Source organism: uncultured Nostoc sp. (assembly GCF_937863485.1).
GTDB lineage: Bacteria > Cyanobacteriota > Cyanobacteriia > Cyanobacteriales > Nostocaceae > Nostoc.
The window spans coordinates 1-15,673 of record NZ_CALMFY010000080.1 but is presented as its reverse complement, the minus strand read 5'-3'; the positions used below and the strand labels follow the sequence as shown (position 1 = coordinate 15,673).

9 protein-coding genes are annotated in these 15,673 nt (G+C 40.6%); 5 read left to right on the top strand and 4 right to left on the bottom strand.

The genetic code is table 11. From position 1 onward, the window contains the following. Window positions 1-7: 7 nt before the first annotated feature. From asnB to Q0541_RS10855, 4 genes are all read right to left on the bottom strand, one after another. Window positions 8-1,888 carry an asparagine synthase (glutamine-hydrolyzing) gene (gene asnB, locus Q0541_RS10870; protein WP_298909519.1) on the bottom strand — a complete coding sequence of 627 codons (1,881 nt, stop codon included), beginning with the start codon at window positions 1,886-1,888 and terminating at the stop codon, window positions 8-10. 20 nt (window positions 1,889-1,908) lie between these two features. Further along, entirely contained in the window at window positions 1,909-6,582 is a 4,674-nt protein-coding gene (locus tag Q0541_RS10865) for a non-ribosomal peptide synthetase (protein ID WP_298909516.1), read from the bottom strand. A gap of 48 nt (window positions 6,583-6,630) precedes the next feature. Then, a complete protein-coding gene (locus Q0541_RS10860; RefSeq protein WP_298909513.1) occupies window positions 6,631-7,437 on the bottom strand; it encodes a 2OG-Fe(II) oxygenase in 807 nt (268 codons plus the stop codon). A gap of 219 nt (window positions 7,438-7,656) precedes the next feature. After that, on the bottom strand, window positions 7,657-8,451 hold the full coding sequence (locus tag Q0541_RS10855) for a 2OG-Fe(II) oxygenase (RefSeq protein WP_298909511.1): 795 nt from the start codon (window positions 8,449-8,451) through the stop codon (window positions 7,657-7,659). Window positions 8,452-9,738: 1,287 nt separating this feature from the next. Between Q0541_RS10855 and Q0541_RS10850 the strand changes: the two genes are divergently transcribed. The 5 genes from Q0541_RS10850 to Q0541_RS10830 all read left to right on the top strand — a co-directional run. Further along, window positions 9,739-10,062 (top strand): hypothetical protein, encoded by a 324-nt coding sequence (locus Q0541_RS10850; RefSeq protein ID WP_298909508.1) that lies wholly within the window; start codon window positions 9,739-9,741, stop codon window positions 10,060-10,062. 154 nt (window positions 10,063-10,216) lie between these two features. Then, window positions 10,217-11,074 carry a 2OG-Fe(II) oxygenase gene (locus Q0541_RS10845; protein WP_298909506.1) on the top strand — a complete coding sequence of 286 codons (858 nt, stop codon included), beginning with the start codon at window positions 10,217-10,219 and terminating at the stop codon, window positions 11,072-11,074. Window positions 11,075-11,097: 23 nt separating this feature from the next. Then, the gene (locus Q0541_RS10840; protein WP_298909503.1) at window positions 11,098-12,807 is read left to right on the top strand and encodes a fatty acyl-AMP ligase; all 1,710 of its coding nucleotides are present in this window, start codon (window positions 11,098-11,100) and stop codon (window positions 12,805-12,807) included. A gap of 43 nt (window positions 12,808-12,850) precedes the next feature. Beyond that, a complete protein-coding gene (locus Q0541_RS10835) occupies window positions 12,851-14,308 on the top strand; it encodes an acyl-CoA-binding protein (RefSeq protein WP_298909500.1) in 1,458 nt (485 codons plus the stop codon). A gap of 55 nt (window positions 14,309-14,363) precedes the next feature. Beyond that, a partial coding sequence (locus tag Q0541_RS10830; protein WP_298909498.1) for a type I polyketide synthase occupies window positions 14,364-15,673 on the top strand: 1,310 nt, incomplete at its 3' end.

Below are 15,673 nucleotides of genomic sequence, written 5' to 3'. Positions count from 1 at the left end.
TGGTGAATTAGTTAATATCAGGCATTTTGAATTCCTGTAAAAATATCCCAAAAGTCAGGGGGATAATTAACAAGTCCATATCAAAAGGAAGATTGAGGTGAAAGCCATCTTGCAGATATTGGTTTTTAAGGTTATCGATAGTGATTGGGTTGAAATAGCCTTGTTTTTTAAGCAAACCGCTTGACAATATGTCATTGATATATTCAATATCTTGTTTTAATAAATGAGGGCTTCCTGGTGCATGAAAAGCAAATTTTTCTCGTTCAACAATTTGTTGGGGAAGAAAGCCTTTTGCTATTTGTTTAAGAATATATTTTTCTTTTAAACCATTGAGTTTTAAGTTAGGAGGTATTTCTTTAGTAAATTCAACTATATTAATATCCAAGAAAGGATAACGAGCTTCAACCGAATTAGCTAAAGCCATGCGATCGCCATGATCGGAAACCAAATGGTCTGATAACCTTAATTTAAAATCAAGATAAGACCTTTGATGAATAAAATGTCTATTTCGTAGCTTATCAGGGTTAACTAATTCAAACTTAAGACAGTCAAATTCGCTAAATTGATCGTTCAATTCTGATGAATACAAGGCTAATTTGGTTTCTCGGTAAGAGTATAAATCTCTTTCATAAAAAATATTTTCATCTCCCCAGACCTTAAGTCTCAACTCATCCTCTAATACAGATTCCAAACTATAATCTTTTTGATTACCAGAAAGGTTGCTATTTCGTAATTGTTCAAAACGATAGCCGACATAACCTGCAAATAATTCATCAGCACCTTCACCTGTTAAAATAGCTTTAATATGGTTACTATTAGCACAGCCAGAAAGAGCTAAAGAAGCTGTATTATAAGTTTCTTTGATCGGGCATTCAGAATGATAAATAGCTTTCACTAAGCCATCACTGATTTGATGCCAATCAAACCAAATATCATGATGGATAAAATTAAGTTGTTTCAGCAAAATATCTCGATGTTTTGACTCACATATTTCTTTATCTGTAAAGCCAATAGAGAAAGAATGTACATCACGATTAGGACGTATTTTATTGACTATTGCTGCAATTAATGAAGAATCTAAGCCGCCACTAACGTACACTCCCACCGGGACATCAGCGTGTAACCGATATTTCACTGATTGGATCAAAAGCTCTTGTAATTTCTCTGTGTAATAGCTTTCTGGTTGACTATAAGCAGTTTCATTCAACTGTGGATAATATAAATCCCAATATTCTGTAACTTTTACCTGACAATCTTTAATCAGAACATAATGACCACTTTTTAAACTATTGATATTTTTAAACATAGTTCTCGGACTTACTAATCCGGGAAATGTGAGGATTTGATCTAAACCAACCAGGTCAACCTCACGCCTAACTAACGGATGTGCTAAGATTGCTTTGATTTCTGAGCCGAAAATCAAAAATTTATCCACAATTGTATAAAAAAGCGGACAAATACCCATTTGATCTCTAGCTAAAATTAATTGTTGTTCTTGATAGTCGTAAAGAGCCAAGGCAAATTGACCATTGAGTTGATTTAAAAAATCTAGCCCATATTCTTCATAGAGGTGAATCAAAACTTCTACATCTGTATTGGTGCGGAATTTATGACCTTTTTTAATTAGTTCCTTCTTCATTTCTAGATAATTAAATATTTCTCCATTACATATCAAGACTATTGTTTTATCCTCGTTATATAGAGGTTGATTACCGCCTGCTAAATCAATTAAACTTAACCTCCGAAAGCCTAAACCTAAATTTTCTTTAATCAAATATCCCGATGAATCTGGTCCTCGATAAATTAATGTGTCAGCCATATTTTCCAGAACTTTCATTTCTGGACTACGCTCTTTTGAAATATCAAAATATCCACAAATACCGCACATAATATTTTCCTTAAATACTTTTATTCTAGGTCAGCATTGAAACTATTAACTAGTTCCTGACTTTCTACTGTAGTCATTTCAGTAGTTAAAGAAATATGCGATAGAGGTTGGGCTAAATTGACTGGAATATTTTTCAGCACAGTCCCAAACTGTTCTAATATTCGGCGAATAGTGGCGATATCAAATTTATTGGATAAATATTCAATTCTGATTAACAGTTGATAACCGGGTTCTACCGTTACACTTAAAGGATAGTTGGTTTCAAAAAAGGAACGTACATTGATAATTTTTAGACCACTGTTTTCCTCTATCAAGGAAAGATTCAATGGGTGATTTTGAAAGGAGACAAAACTATCGAACAAAGGCGTTCCTCTGGGTATCTGGCTCCACTCTTGAATCTGCACTAGAGAACTATACTGATACTGAAGCAGTTCTACTTGTTGCTGTTGCAACCGCTGGAACCAGGATAAAACGGAAATATGACCAGAAACTTGTACTCGCATCGGTCGGGTATTGATTAATAGTCCAACGATCGCCTCAACTCCTGGCAAATCTGCTGGACGACCAGAGACAGTCACGCCGAAAACCACGTCTTCCTCACCGCTGTATCGGCTTAAAAGCAAAGCCCAAACTCCCTGAATGATGGTGTTGAGCGTTAAATGATGCTTCCTAGCAAAGGACTGTAGGGACGAGGTAACACCGGCTGAGAGTGTGGTTTCCTCCTGAGCATATCCCCATCCCCAATCCTGGTCAGATAAATTGCCCGACACCCAACCGACACCTAACTTAGTTGGAGCGCGTAGTCCCCTGAGAGCCTTTCGCCAGAAACTTTCTTCTCCAGACCAGTCTTGCTGTTGCAACCAGGCGATATAGTCTCGGTAAAGACGGCTATTTTTAAGGTATAATTTATAACCGTCACAAAATGCTTTATAGAACTTGAAGACCTCTGTGACGATCGCAGAAGTAGACCAACCATCCAGTATTATATGGTGGTGGCTCCAGATGAATTGATGAATATCTGTAGCAGTTTGGATAAGTGCCAATCGCATCAAGGGGCCTTCACTCAGGGAAAAAACCTGCTGTGAATCTGCTTGAAGATAAGTTTGCAATTGTTCTTCTTGCTCAGTTGAAGACATGTAGCGCCAGTCTTGCTGCTGCCAAGGCAATTCTAGCTGCTGTAGCACTACTTGTATCGGTTCTGCCAAGTCTTCCCAAAGGAAGATGGTTCGCAAGCTGGGGTGGCGATTTACTAACTGTTGCCATGCTTGCCGGAAAGCGGTAGCATTCAATTTTCCTTGGAAGGTCAAAATCTTTTGCTGGAAGTACACTCTTGATTTTGGATCGTACAAGCTATGAAACAGTAGGCCTTGTTGCAGAGGTGATAGGCAGTAAATATCTTCAATAGCAAATTTAGCGCCCAGTAGATCCAGCTGTTCTTGGTTCAACTTCGCTTGGGGAAAATCAGAAGGGGTGTAGCTTCCACCAAAAGAGAGGCGGTGACGAACCAGGGGCACTTCACCAGTTACCAAACTCTGTGTTGGCTTAGGCGTTTTCGTCGCTAAGGCTGCTAACTGGGCGATCGTTTGATGGTGAAATAGCTGCATGGGGGTCAGACAAAGCCCCGCTTCCTTGGCTCTGGCGACAATCTGAATGCTGAGGATAGAATCTCCACCCAACTCAAAGAAGTTATCTTGCACTCCCACTTGTTCGACACCCAAAACTTCCGCCCAGATATCTGCTAATATTTGTTCTTCTGGAGTCCGAGGTGCGATAAAGGCTGCTTCTAGTTCGGGGCGTGTCCAATCTGGTGCTGGGAGGGAGCGACGATCCAACTTACCGTTAAGCAGCAATGGTAAAGCGTCTAGCCTCACGAAAACAGAAGGCATCATGTAGTCGGGCAGTTTTTCCTGCAAAAAGTTGCGTAGTTCACTGCTAGAGACATCTGTGCGGTGGGGGACGATATAGGCAACTAGCCGCTTTTCACCCCGCTCATCATCCAGGGCGATCGCTACAGTTTCTCGTACTGCTGGGTGTTGTCGGAATGCTGCCTCAAGCTCTCCCAACTCGATGCGGAAGCCGCGAATCTTCACCTGATGGTCAATTCGACCGAGGAACTCAATGTTACCATCACTAAGGTAACGTGCTAAATCTCCAGTTTTATATAGGCGATCGCCTCCTGCCGACGCTCGCGGACTCGCTAACGCTGCGCTATCGTCAAAGGGATTTGGTATAAATTTTTCCTTGGTCAAATCTGGGCGGTTGAAATAGCCCCGCGCTAAATTCGCACCACTGATGTATAGTTCTCCAGAGATACCGATGGGAACGGGTTGCAAATGCTCATCTAAAAGCAAGATTTGCGTGTTTGCCAAGGGTTGTCCAAGGGGAACATTCACTGAATCATAATCGCTTTGACCGTTTTCCACCTGATAAGTAAGCACTCCTACGGTAGCTTCTGTAGGCCCGTAGTGATTGAGAATCTTACAGTCAGGGGCTAACGCTTGCACCTTCTCAACTAATTGCCAACTCAAGGCTTCACCGCCCAAAACTAACCGATGGCGGGGTAAGATTTGGGCGGGGTGTCGGCAGGAATTTAGTAAAGCTTGCAGATGGCTGGGAACAATTTTGAGACAGTCGATACCGCCATGATTGTAATAGTAATCAGCCAGCTTATCTGCATCAGAGGCTCGCTCTTGAGAAATTACATGGAGACAGCCGCCTGTACACAAGGCAGGGAAGATAACTGTATTACCTAAATCTGCAGCGAAGCTAGAAACTAAGCTAAAACTAGCACTAGTAGGCAGATTTAGTTGAGCAAGTATACTATAAAGATAGTTGCACATTTGCTGATGCTCAACGGCAACTCCCTTGGGCTTTCCTGTAGAGCCAGAGGTGTAGAGTACATAGATTAAATTTTCTGGAGTGGCTTTGCTGAACAAGTTTTCATTGCTTTTTTGGGCGATGATATGCCAATTTGCATCTAGAGAAACCACACGCGCCCTATGTTCAGGAAGATTCCAGAGTGAGAATTCTTGAGTCAAGACCACTCTTGCCTGGGTATCTTCTAAAATCAAGGCTTGGCGTTCTTTTGGCAGTTGAGGATCGAGCGGTACGTAAGCACCACCTGCTTTCAGGATAGCCAGCAGGGCAATGATTATCAAGTGCGATCGCTCCAGACAAATTGCCACCAAAACTTCTGGCCCCACACCCCAATCCTGTAAATAACGTGCCAGCTGATTAGCACGAGCATTGAGTTGAGCATAAGTCAATTGCTGGTTCTCAAACACAACGGCAACATTAGCTGGTGTACTATCTGCCTGTTTTTCAAACAGTTGATGTATGCACTGAGATTTTGAATAATTAGTTTCTGTATTGTTGCACCATAACAACAGTTGTTGTCGCTCTACTTCACTGAGAATTTCTAACTTACTGATTAAAGTTAACGGATTCTCAATAGCACTTGCTAACAACATCTGAAATTGTTTTGCCCAACGTTTTATATCCTCTGCTCGAAATAAGTTTGAATCATAGTAAAATTCTGCGATTATCTCTTGATTTTTGTTTAAACAGCATGATAAATTTAATTTAAATTTATCAATATAGCTCAATTGCTTATCTATATATATAACCAGATTATCTGCAAAAAACTGCTCTGTCTCTTCTGCAAAATTGTAGCTGACTGGAAACCAAGATAAATTTATCTCATTCCAACTAAAATAATCCTGCCATTTGATTTGTTTGCGTGTAGATTCATGAATCTGCTTTAAAACTTCCAAAAATTGCAAGTTCGCTGCTAAATGAGCATGAATTGGTAAATATCTAGCGAACAATCCTAACGATGCCTGTAATTCCTCATATTCACGACCATCGTATGCTACACTAACAATCAGATTTGATTCTCCTGTCAATCGCCACAGATGGATGTGCCAGATAGTTTGCAGAAATACAGATATTGAAATATCATACTGCCGTATCAGGTTTTTTAGCTTTGCAACTGTATGCGACCCAATAGTGATTGCAATTGATTCTGGTTGAAATTCTCTAGATTTAGCTGACTGATTTTCTCCTGGAAGTTTGAAATTAAAAACAGCAGAAATATCTTGTTTATCCCAATATTCTCGCCCTTTTTTGGTATCTTCTGCTATGAGTAATTCATGTTGCCATTCTGAATAATCAGCATATTGCATTGGTTCTTGCTGAAACTGTTCTCTTGCCAATCCTCCATAGTTACAGCTAATTTCATGCACCAAGTTTTTCAGTGTTACACTATCTGCACACAGAGACGGTAAACAAAGAAGTAATAAATGCTTTTGAGGCGACAAAATTATCAAAGATACATTCAAAATTGGAGCTTGTGCAAAATCGAAATCCAATTGGCTCATCTTTTGCCAAATTGCTGCGATTTCAGCTTCCTGTTCTGATGCAGTTAAAGCAGCCAAGTCATGCTGATAAATTGCTGGTAGGTTACTGTCGGTTATGACTTGAAAGGGAATAATCTCTCCTGGTGAACTTTTGAATTGGGTACGTAAAATCTCATGTCGATTAATGACAGTATTTAAGGCAATTTCGAGAGTCTCGATATTGATAATTCCCTCCATGAAAACAGCACATTGAGTCCGATAAGGCAAGCTGGAATCAGCTTGCTGCAACAACCACAGATGCTTTTGCTGAGTTGAAAGTCGAAAAAACTCAATCATTTCCTCTTCTTGCCTACCTACACCTCTATCGAGTCACAGCAAAACTATTTAACTCCAATAGAGGATTTTTTGATCGTCTTTAGACATTGCTAAGAAGCCACCAATCGTAATTCTAACTTTTTGCCCTGTTACATCAGTAATTTGATGCACTATATTACCACCGTGAAAAACAATCATGTCTCCGATATCAGGGGTAATATATCTTTTGGGACATTTTTCTAAATCTAAATCTTTGGTGAGAGTCATCGACTCTTCTGGAGGTAAATCGTAAAGTACTAAATCTCCACCTGCTTCTGGCTTATCAATGATGATAAAATAGCTGAGAGCATCTACCATTTTGGCAATTTGGTTCAAGTGATCGTAGTAGGAATTTTCCAGAAAATCATTGTTTTTATGTGGAACCATTCCACCTAGATTTGGGTAGACAAATCTCACGGTAGCCGGAGTATAAACCCACTGATCATTCTCTCTAGCTACCTCGACCTTTCTGCCTCCAGAAATTTCAGTTAAAATTGCTTCTAATCTCTCTTCAAAACTGGTATTAAAAAGTGTCTTTAACTTGTTCCTGAAATTGTCTGCACCTTTAAAATATCTTTTTTTATCACTACCTGCTGCCATTAAAACACAGCCAAGGGTTGTACCGTATCTAACAGTTTCTAGCTCGTCACTGGCGTTATCTAGTCTCTGTTTTACTTCTAACATTTCTGCTTGCGAAAAGACTCCTTTGAGGAGCATTCCATCGATTTCACCTTGATAAATTTGATTAACACTATCAGGATAATTACTGGCTAATTCAGCTTCTAAAATGAGCCAGTTTTTGATTGCTAATTCTGGTTGAGTAGCATTTTTATTCATTTTGCCTCCATCGATGATTTTAAATTTGTGATGAGCCATTTTACATATCATTAACTAAATGCGATCGCATACAATAAAACCCTTATTTCTCAATAATTTTGGTGGGACAAAATTATTCACAAAGGAAAAATGGCTGTCGGAGCTAGAACCTTTATCAAAACAGAATTCAGGAGCCAGAATTAAGAATAAATTCTACGATAATTCTTGGCTATAATTTGATTAACTCCAATAGAATATTTTTTGATCGTCTGTTGATATAGCAACAAATCCACCGATACTAATACGATTTTTGCTTCCCCTGGCCTCCGCTACCTTATGCCATATTGTACCACCGTGGAAAAGAATCATATCACCAATGTCTGGGCTGACATATTTTTTGTCGCATTTTTCAAAAGCGGAATCTTTAACTAAAGTATCAAAATCCTTTTTCGCTTCTTCTGGCGGCAGATCGTAAATTATTAATTCTCCACCTTCTTCCGGCTTATCGACGATCAGAAAATAACTCAGATGTTCTTGTAATCTAGCAATTTTTGTTAAATGAGCAAAGGACGGATGTTGGAGAAATTGACTACCCTTATGAATAATAATCCCACCTTTATTTAGCTCGACAAATCTAATTTGAGCCGGGGCATAAGTTTGATTATTTTCTGAGGCTATCTCTACTGTTCTCCCTCCTGACACCTTACTTAGTAATCCTTCAATTCTTTGTTCATAAGCACCTTCAAAAATATTTTTCAGATCGTTTCTATATGTCTTTACATCTTGGAAATATTTAGTTGGTTCATTTTCTTTGGCAGGTAGAACAACACCAAATGATTCGCCATAACCTACACTTTTCCGACTTTTAATGTTTTCCAGTTGATCCTTAGCCTTGAGCATTTCTTCTTTGGTGAAGACCTGCTTAATCAGCATTCCATCAATTTCACCTTTGTATATCCGATTAACTGCGTCTGGATAGTTAGCTAATAAATCAGCTGTAACCGTGAGCCATAAATCATTTTTAACGTATGTCATCGCAGAAATTTCCAAAACTCCTAAATTTTTTTTGTTACCTTGCTTTTAGCAATACCACAAAATCAAGCTAGCGGGAACGGTAATTTAATATTCAGTTACAACTGGCTATGGTGATGGTATCCATAAATTTTAAACCAAGAATTTAGGGTTTATACAACTTAGTCAAACACTAACATATCTTGATGTAAATCTTTTTTATCGGGAAAGGCAGAGGGCGTGCGATTCGATGTGGGTGAATCACGGTAATCAATCCGTAAATAACCCCACCAACTAAATCTAGAAATAGAGAAAGTTGAACTCTTAGACAGATGCAGGTGAAAACCCTGCCCACCCGACTCTGGTGTGACTCCTTATCTGTCCACGCTAACCAGACTCGATTTCTGGAAGGCGAAGCTGGAAACAGGGCGCGTGCGATTCGTTCTAACCCCAAATGGTTGTAAACCTATTAAGGTTAGGTCTTAGGTCTCCTAAGATAACTAAATTTATTTAGTTTTGACATTGCAAATATACAGTGTTTATACGTGAAAATGCCAAAAACATTATACAACTTAGCGTTCAAGTGGTATATGGTCAAGTAATTTTAACATATGGTGACTAGATGGTCAATATAATTAAATTTTGTATCGGCTATTGCACTTACTCCCTTCCTGTTATACGATGACAGAGTTGCGTAGTCAAGACTTTACCGCTTTTGAAATTCCCAACTCAGAGCTGAAAGCCTGACTACGAAATAAATTTAAGTAATTATCTGACGGAAAGCGAATAGCTACTAAGTGCAAAAGGTTTTACACTAAAGGCTGATCTGCTTTACCCTTTATTTACAAAATCCCAAACATCTCAATTTCTGGTAAGCAGATTTCTCTGGAAAATTTCTCTCAATTTGGATAGAGGTCAAATATGGTGCTATTTTCGACAACCTGAAACTGGGCAATGTCTACAGCTTATAAATTCAGGATTTAAGCGAACAACCAGTAATGCCTACCAACAAAGAATGCAATTTTAAAGCTTGCAATCAGACAATGGCACCAGATATGAGCCTTTGACTAGCGCTCCTATGCGCTAACAAAAAATGAAAGAAATACATTGAAATTTCAAACCTCAGATCCTGACTGAATAAGGTTTATAAAATGTGTGTGTTTCTTAAGAACCTCTAACAGGTAAGTTTTTTCGCTACCGCAATAATTATGAAAGAAACACATTTAAATATAAACCTTCAAATTCTTAGAGAATGAGGGTTTTAATATGTGTTTCTTAAAAACAGAGGACAAGATTAGAAGGAGAAACAATATGTCTGTAGCACAATTTACTGACTTCGTGAAAAATATTACGACAGAAAATAACAATCCAGCTAGCGACTCATCAGGAGTAGGTGCAGAATTGCAAAAAGCTTTAACTAATCTTCAGGGATCTCCAGAAGAAAAAATTGCAAAAGTAGCGCAAGAGCTTTCTAAAGTAGCTAAATCTAAGGGCTTTGATGTTTCAGAAGCAGATGTGAGTACGTATATCGAGTCTCTGAAAGTCCAGTATGAGATCAACCCTACCATAGCTAGTTTGGCGGATACTTATTGTAGCACCTCTTGTCATTTTGGAAGTGCAGTTAATGCCAGCTAAAATCTGAGTGCGAAATCTTTTTCAATCTCTGATTTAAAATTTGATACATCTCAGGTCTTCAAAAAACAGGATAGTCTGAGATGTATCCATTACAAGGCTTTTTGAGAAAAATAACAATTAGCAGAGTTTGTAAAAATTTGTTTTTGGCGAAATCATGATTAAGTCACCTGTAGCCAAGTCCTTATATAATTTTGTTGAACTGGATGTTAGTGAAATTGGTAACTATCCAGAAGGAATTATAGATATTTGCGATCGCCAGGTTCATGGTTTGATCGTCAAGAATTTTCTCTCTCAAGAAGATATCTCCAGAGTCGTCAGTCGGCTAACGCGCAAAGACCCATTTCCTGGTTCGCCCTTTGGGGATGTTCTGATTTACGGCCCAGCATTATATGTATGCGATGCCGATATTACTCAATATTGTGAAGAAGCGGTTGATTTTCGGAAATATTGCCGTCAACTCTTCAGTGGAGGAGCTGATTTCGAGACGCGGCTAACAGAAGTTCTCGGTGCAATGTCTGGTGGTCGGCCCGTTGAACTTCCTGTTACCCCTGACGGCTACGCCTATACTCCAACGACAATTCGAGTTTTAAAAACTGGCCAGGAGATGGGCTGGCATTTTGAAAATCAATTTCTGCATTGCACACCAGGGTATCGCCACTTAGAAAGTATAGTTGAACCCGACGATCATCTCAGCTATTTTGTAGTGCTGAGTGCTGCTAATGCTGGGGGAGAGTTAGTTCTCTATGATTTAGAGTGGTCAGAGACAGAATGGCCCGATAAGGAACATGGGGGAACAAGGAAAAATGGTTTAGTGAACGGTCAACTGATTGCCTCAGTTATGGAAGACTACGACCAAATGTTCCTCAGTCCAGAAGCTGGTTCTCTAGTGGTCTTTGATGCAGGGAGAATTTTGCATCGTGTTTCTGCGGTTGAAGGTTCTCGCCGTCGGATTACCGTAGGCGGATTTCTTGCCTTCTCCAAGGAGCGTGAAAAACTTTTCTACTGGAGTTAGGGAATTAAGAGGGCAATAACGGCATGAAATTTTCTACCTTAGTAGATGCTTTGAGTGAAAGAGCGCGATCACAGCCTGATAAAAAAGCTTACACTTTTCTTCAGGATGGAGAAATTGCAGCGCATACTCTAAGTTATCAAGAATTGGAGCGATTAGCACAGGCGATCGCAGCCAAACTTCAGAGTTTTAATGCCATAGGTCAACAAGCCTTACTACTGTATCCACCAGGTTTAGAATTCATTGCCGCTTTTTTTGGATGTTTGTTGGCTGGAGTTGTAGCTATTCCCGCCTATCCCCTCCGTGCCAATCAGTCAAAGTATAGGCTGTTGGCGATGGCCAAAGATGCAGAAGCAACCTTTGCCCTAACAACCACATCTGTCTTAGCCAATAGTCAGCATTGGTTGGTAGAATACCCAGAGTTAGCCCAGTTGCGTTGGTTAGCCACCGATGACATTGATGCAGATTTAGCAGATGCATGGCAGAAACCTATTGTCAATAGCCATACCCTAGCCCTTCTCCAGTACACCTCCGGCTCTACAGGCACTCCCAAGGGAGTGATGGTCAGCCACGGCAATCTACTATCCAACTGTACCGACCTCGATCGGGGATGGAACCACACAGTAGACAGTATTATTGTCACTTGGCTACCCACTTTTCATGATATGGGGCTAATTTATGGAGTCATCGAACCCTTATATAAAGGTTGTTCTTGCTACATGATGCCTCCTGTATCCTTTTTGCATAAACCCATACGATGGCTACAGGCGATTTCGACTTACAAAGCTAGTCATAGCGGCGCACCGAATTTTGCCTACGATCTATGCGTGCGGAAAACCACCGCAGCACAAAAGGCTACCTTGGATTTGAGTAGCTGGCAAATGGCTTTAAATGGTGCCGAACCTGTGAGGGCAGATGTCCTACAACGGTTCGCCGAAACCTTTAAACCCTGTGGATTTAATTTAACAGCCTTCTGTCCCGGTTATGGTTTGGCAGAAGCCACCCTAAAAGTGGCGGCAGTGCGTCAACAAGATCCACCTGTATTCTTGCAAGTTGATGCAGATGCACTAGCAGAAAATCGGGTGATAGAAGTTAGATCGAATCAACAAAATGTGCAAACATTGGTAGGATGTGGACGTAGCGAGATTGATACACAAATTGCGATCGTTCATCCTGAATCCTTTACTCCATGCCAAGATTCACAAGTCGGGGAAATTTGGGTATCAGGTTCTACTGTTGCTCAAGGCTACTGGAAAAACCCCCAAGAGACACAAAAAACCTTTCAAGCAACCCTAAAAGATAGTGATTCTAGGACGTTTCTCCGTACAGGCGACTTAGGATTTATTAAGGATGGCGAGTTATTCGTTACAGGGCGGCTGAAAGATACGATCGTTATTCAAGGACGCAACCATTATCCTCAAGATATTGAATTAACCATTGAGAATAGTCATCCCGCATTGCGACCCAGTTGTGGGGCAGCCTTTGCAGTGGAATTTAAAGGTGAGGAACAGTTAGTTGTAGTTCAAGAAGTAGAGCGGAGTTATCTGGGACGGCTAGATGTTAATGAGGTCATCGGTAACATTCGTCAGGCAGTGGCAGCGGAACATGAGATCCGAACTCATACTGTTTTATTAATAAAAACGGGAACCGTTCCTAAAACTTCTAGTGGCAAGATTCAGCGTCAGGCTTGCCGTCAAAAATTTTTGAATAACACACTGAATTTATTAACATCATAAAAATCCCCGAAATTAACAGCAACCATCTAAAGATAGAGATAATATGTTAAATCAAGATCAAGTTAAACATTTCCAACAAAAAGGATGGGTCGGCCCAGTCGATATCTTTGCACCAGCAGAAATTGCCGCCGTTAAGGAATGTTTAGAAACTAATAGCCGCATTATCAAAGAAGCAGACGGACAGAAAATTATCACATTTTATAATAACGTTCTTAACTTAGAAACGCCCCGCGACCATTATCTGTTTTACCAACCAATAGCAGAACTATTTAAACATCCGCAACTAATTCAGCGCTTAAACCAAATCGCTGGAGAAAACTTATTACTTTGGTATACTAATGTCTTTTGTAAAATGCCTGGACAAGGGGAAATTAAATGGCATCAAGCGAAAGAGTTTTATACATCAAGTGACATCGATTTTGCGAAGAAAACTTTAGTTTATTCTCAAGATGAAGACCCTTTAAATTTAACAGTATGGGTGGCATTGGAAGATGCCGACCTGGAAAATGGTTGTATGCGTTTTGCCAATGGATCGCATCAGCAAATATTTAAAATATTAAAAGGGAGTGTTCCGGCATCTGAAGGTGTGTTTGCTGGCATTAGTGCCCATAAAACAGTTTGGCAAAAAGAGCAACAATACTCCTTATCTTATGAATTTGATGAAAATGACTGGGAAGTAGAATCAGTGCCAGTCAAGGCAGGTCAAGCGATCGTCTTTACTGAAAGTACAATGCACTGTTCCCTACCCAATCACTCAAATCGCCGTCGCTTGGCGATTATTGGCCGTTATGTGCGTCCAAGTACCCAGGTTTATCCCTATCGCTGGCAAGGGGATTTTATTGATGAAAATGCACACAACATCAAAAGGCATTTTTGTATTTTAGTTTCGGGACGTGATGATTATAGATATAACGTAGTTAGAGATGAGCATGATTTAGATGAGACGGAAGTAGAATTTCAACTCATGTCTAATTTGGTGCGGTTTGGTCATGTAAATATCCCAGAAGACAAACTACAACTAGAAATTTACGGTTTGGAAAAACAGGTCGTGGAAGGAGATTGTCAAGAAGAAGAACCAAATCCAATTTTACATCCACGTAAATATATTCAATGGCAAGCGTGGAATCGATATCAAGGCATGAATACTACAGACGCAATGAAGCGGTATAGCCAATTAGTAAGGAGTTTGCCACGAAAAAATACCAAAGATGTCAGCAGTAGAAGCAATACTAGTACAGTAAACAAGGGAGTATTAAAAGCAGCGGATATTGAAAGTTGGTTAATCTCTTATCTGTCTGAACTGTTGGAAATGCAACCAGATGAAATAGAAGTCAAGATTCCCTTCCAACGTTATGGTTTATCCTCAGCAGAAGGAACTGTTCTAATTGGCGATCTAGAAGCTGCGGTGGGATATAAACTTGCTCCGACTCTAGTATATGAATACCCGACTATTGAGGCTTTAGCCCAGCACATAGCAGAGGAAATGCAAGTTTTGGCGTAAACTTCTGTAAGTACCGAAAAAATGATGTTGTGATATACACAAAAAAAGGTCAAAAGTGGAACCCATAGCGATTATAGGCATCGGTTGCCGTTTTCCTCATGCTAATAATCCTGAATCATTCTGGAAGCTTTTGCATAACGGCATCGATGCGATCGCTCAAGTGCCAAAAGACCGATGGGATGTTGAGGCTTTTTACGATCCCGATCCGGCTACTCCAGGGAAAATGAACACTCGCTGGGGCGGTTTCTTAGATCGGGTAGATCGATTCGACCCCAATTTTTTCGGGATTTCTCCCCGTGAAGCCGAACGCATAGATCCCCAGCACAGACTGGTTTTGGAAGTAGCTTGGGAGGCTTTAGAAGATGGAGCGATCGCACCAGAAAGTCTCGCGGGTAGCCAAACTGGTGTTTTTATTGGCATTGGCAACTACGACTACGGCAGATTTTTATGTAGTGATTTAGCCAACATCAATATTCATAATGGCACTGGTCTGACTCTGAGCATCGCCGCCAATCGCTTATCTTATCTGCTGGATTTGCATGGGCCAAGTATGGCTATCGAAACAGCTTGTTCCTCATCCTTGGTAGCAATTCACTCTGCTTGCCAAAGTTTGCAAAGTGGGGAGTCCAACTTAGCAATTACTGGCGGTGTCAGCCTGATGCTATCGCCAGATATGACAATTACCTTCTCCCAAGCCCGGATGATGGCTCCTGATGGTCGATGTAAAACCTTTGATGCTAGTGCCAATGGATACGTCCGGGGTGAGGGTTGCGGTATTACGATTCTCAAGCGCCTTAGTGATGCCATTCAGGATCAAGACCGCATCTTAGCAGTAATTAAAGGTTCGGCAGTTAATCACGATGGACTCAGTAACGGGATTACAGCACCGAATGGCTTGGCTCAACAGGCAGTGATTCGCCAAGCCTTAAAAAATGCTGGTGTCGCACCCGCAGAGATTAGCTATATAGAAGCCCACGGAACTGGTACTCCTCTAGGAGATCCAATTGAGATTAGAGCGTTAAAAGCAGTATTGATGTCGGGGCGTTCCACTGAACAACGCTGTGGAATTGGCTCGGTGAAAACAAATATTGGTCATTTAGAACCAGCAGCCGGGGTAGCAGGTTTAATTAAGGTGGTGTTATCGCTACAACACAAGAAAATTCCCCCCCATCTCCACTTGCAAGAGTTAAATCCCCATCTGGGTTTAGATGGAACACCGTTTTTTATTCCTGGGGAATGTCAACCTTGGCCTAGCGATCGCCTTTTGGCTGGTGTGAGTGGCTTTAGCTTTGGTGGTACTAATTCTCATCTGATTTTAGAAGCAGCGCCTGAAGGGAGCGGGGGAGCAGGGGAGCAGGGGAACAG

Excerpts from the sequence above, each read along its gene's own strand:
- asnB (WP_298909519.1), bottom strand. The coding sequence starts at position 1,888 with ATGTGCGGTATTTGTGGATATTTTGATATTTCAAAAGAGCGTAGTCCA.
- Q0541_RS10865 (WP_298909516.1), bottom strand. The coding sequence starts at position 6,582 with ATGATTGAGTTTTTTCGACTTTCAACTCAGCAAAAGCATCTGTGGTTG.
- Q0541_RS10860 (WP_298909513.1), bottom strand. The coding sequence starts at position 7,437 with ATGAATAAAAATGCTACTCAACCAGAATTAGCAATCAAAAACTGGCTC.
- Q0541_RS10855 (WP_298909511.1), bottom strand. The coding sequence starts at position 8,451 with ATGACATACGTTAAAAATGATTTATGGCTCACGGTTACAGCTGATTTA.
- Q0541_RS10850 (WP_298909508.1), top strand. The coding sequence starts at position 9,739 with ATGTCTGTAGCACAATTTACTGACTTCGTGAAAAATATTACGACAGAA.
- Q0541_RS10845 (WP_298909506.1), top strand. The coding sequence starts at position 10,217 with ATGATTAAGTCACCTGTAGCCAAGTCCTTATATAATTTTGTTGAACTG.
- Q0541_RS10840 (WP_298909503.1), top strand. The coding sequence starts at position 11,098 with ATGAAATTTTCTACCTTAGTAGATGCTTTGAGTGAAAGAGCGCGATCA.
- Q0541_RS10835 (WP_298909500.1), top strand. The coding sequence starts at position 12,851 with ATGTTAAATCAAGATCAAGTTAAACATTTCCAACAAAAAGGATGGGTC.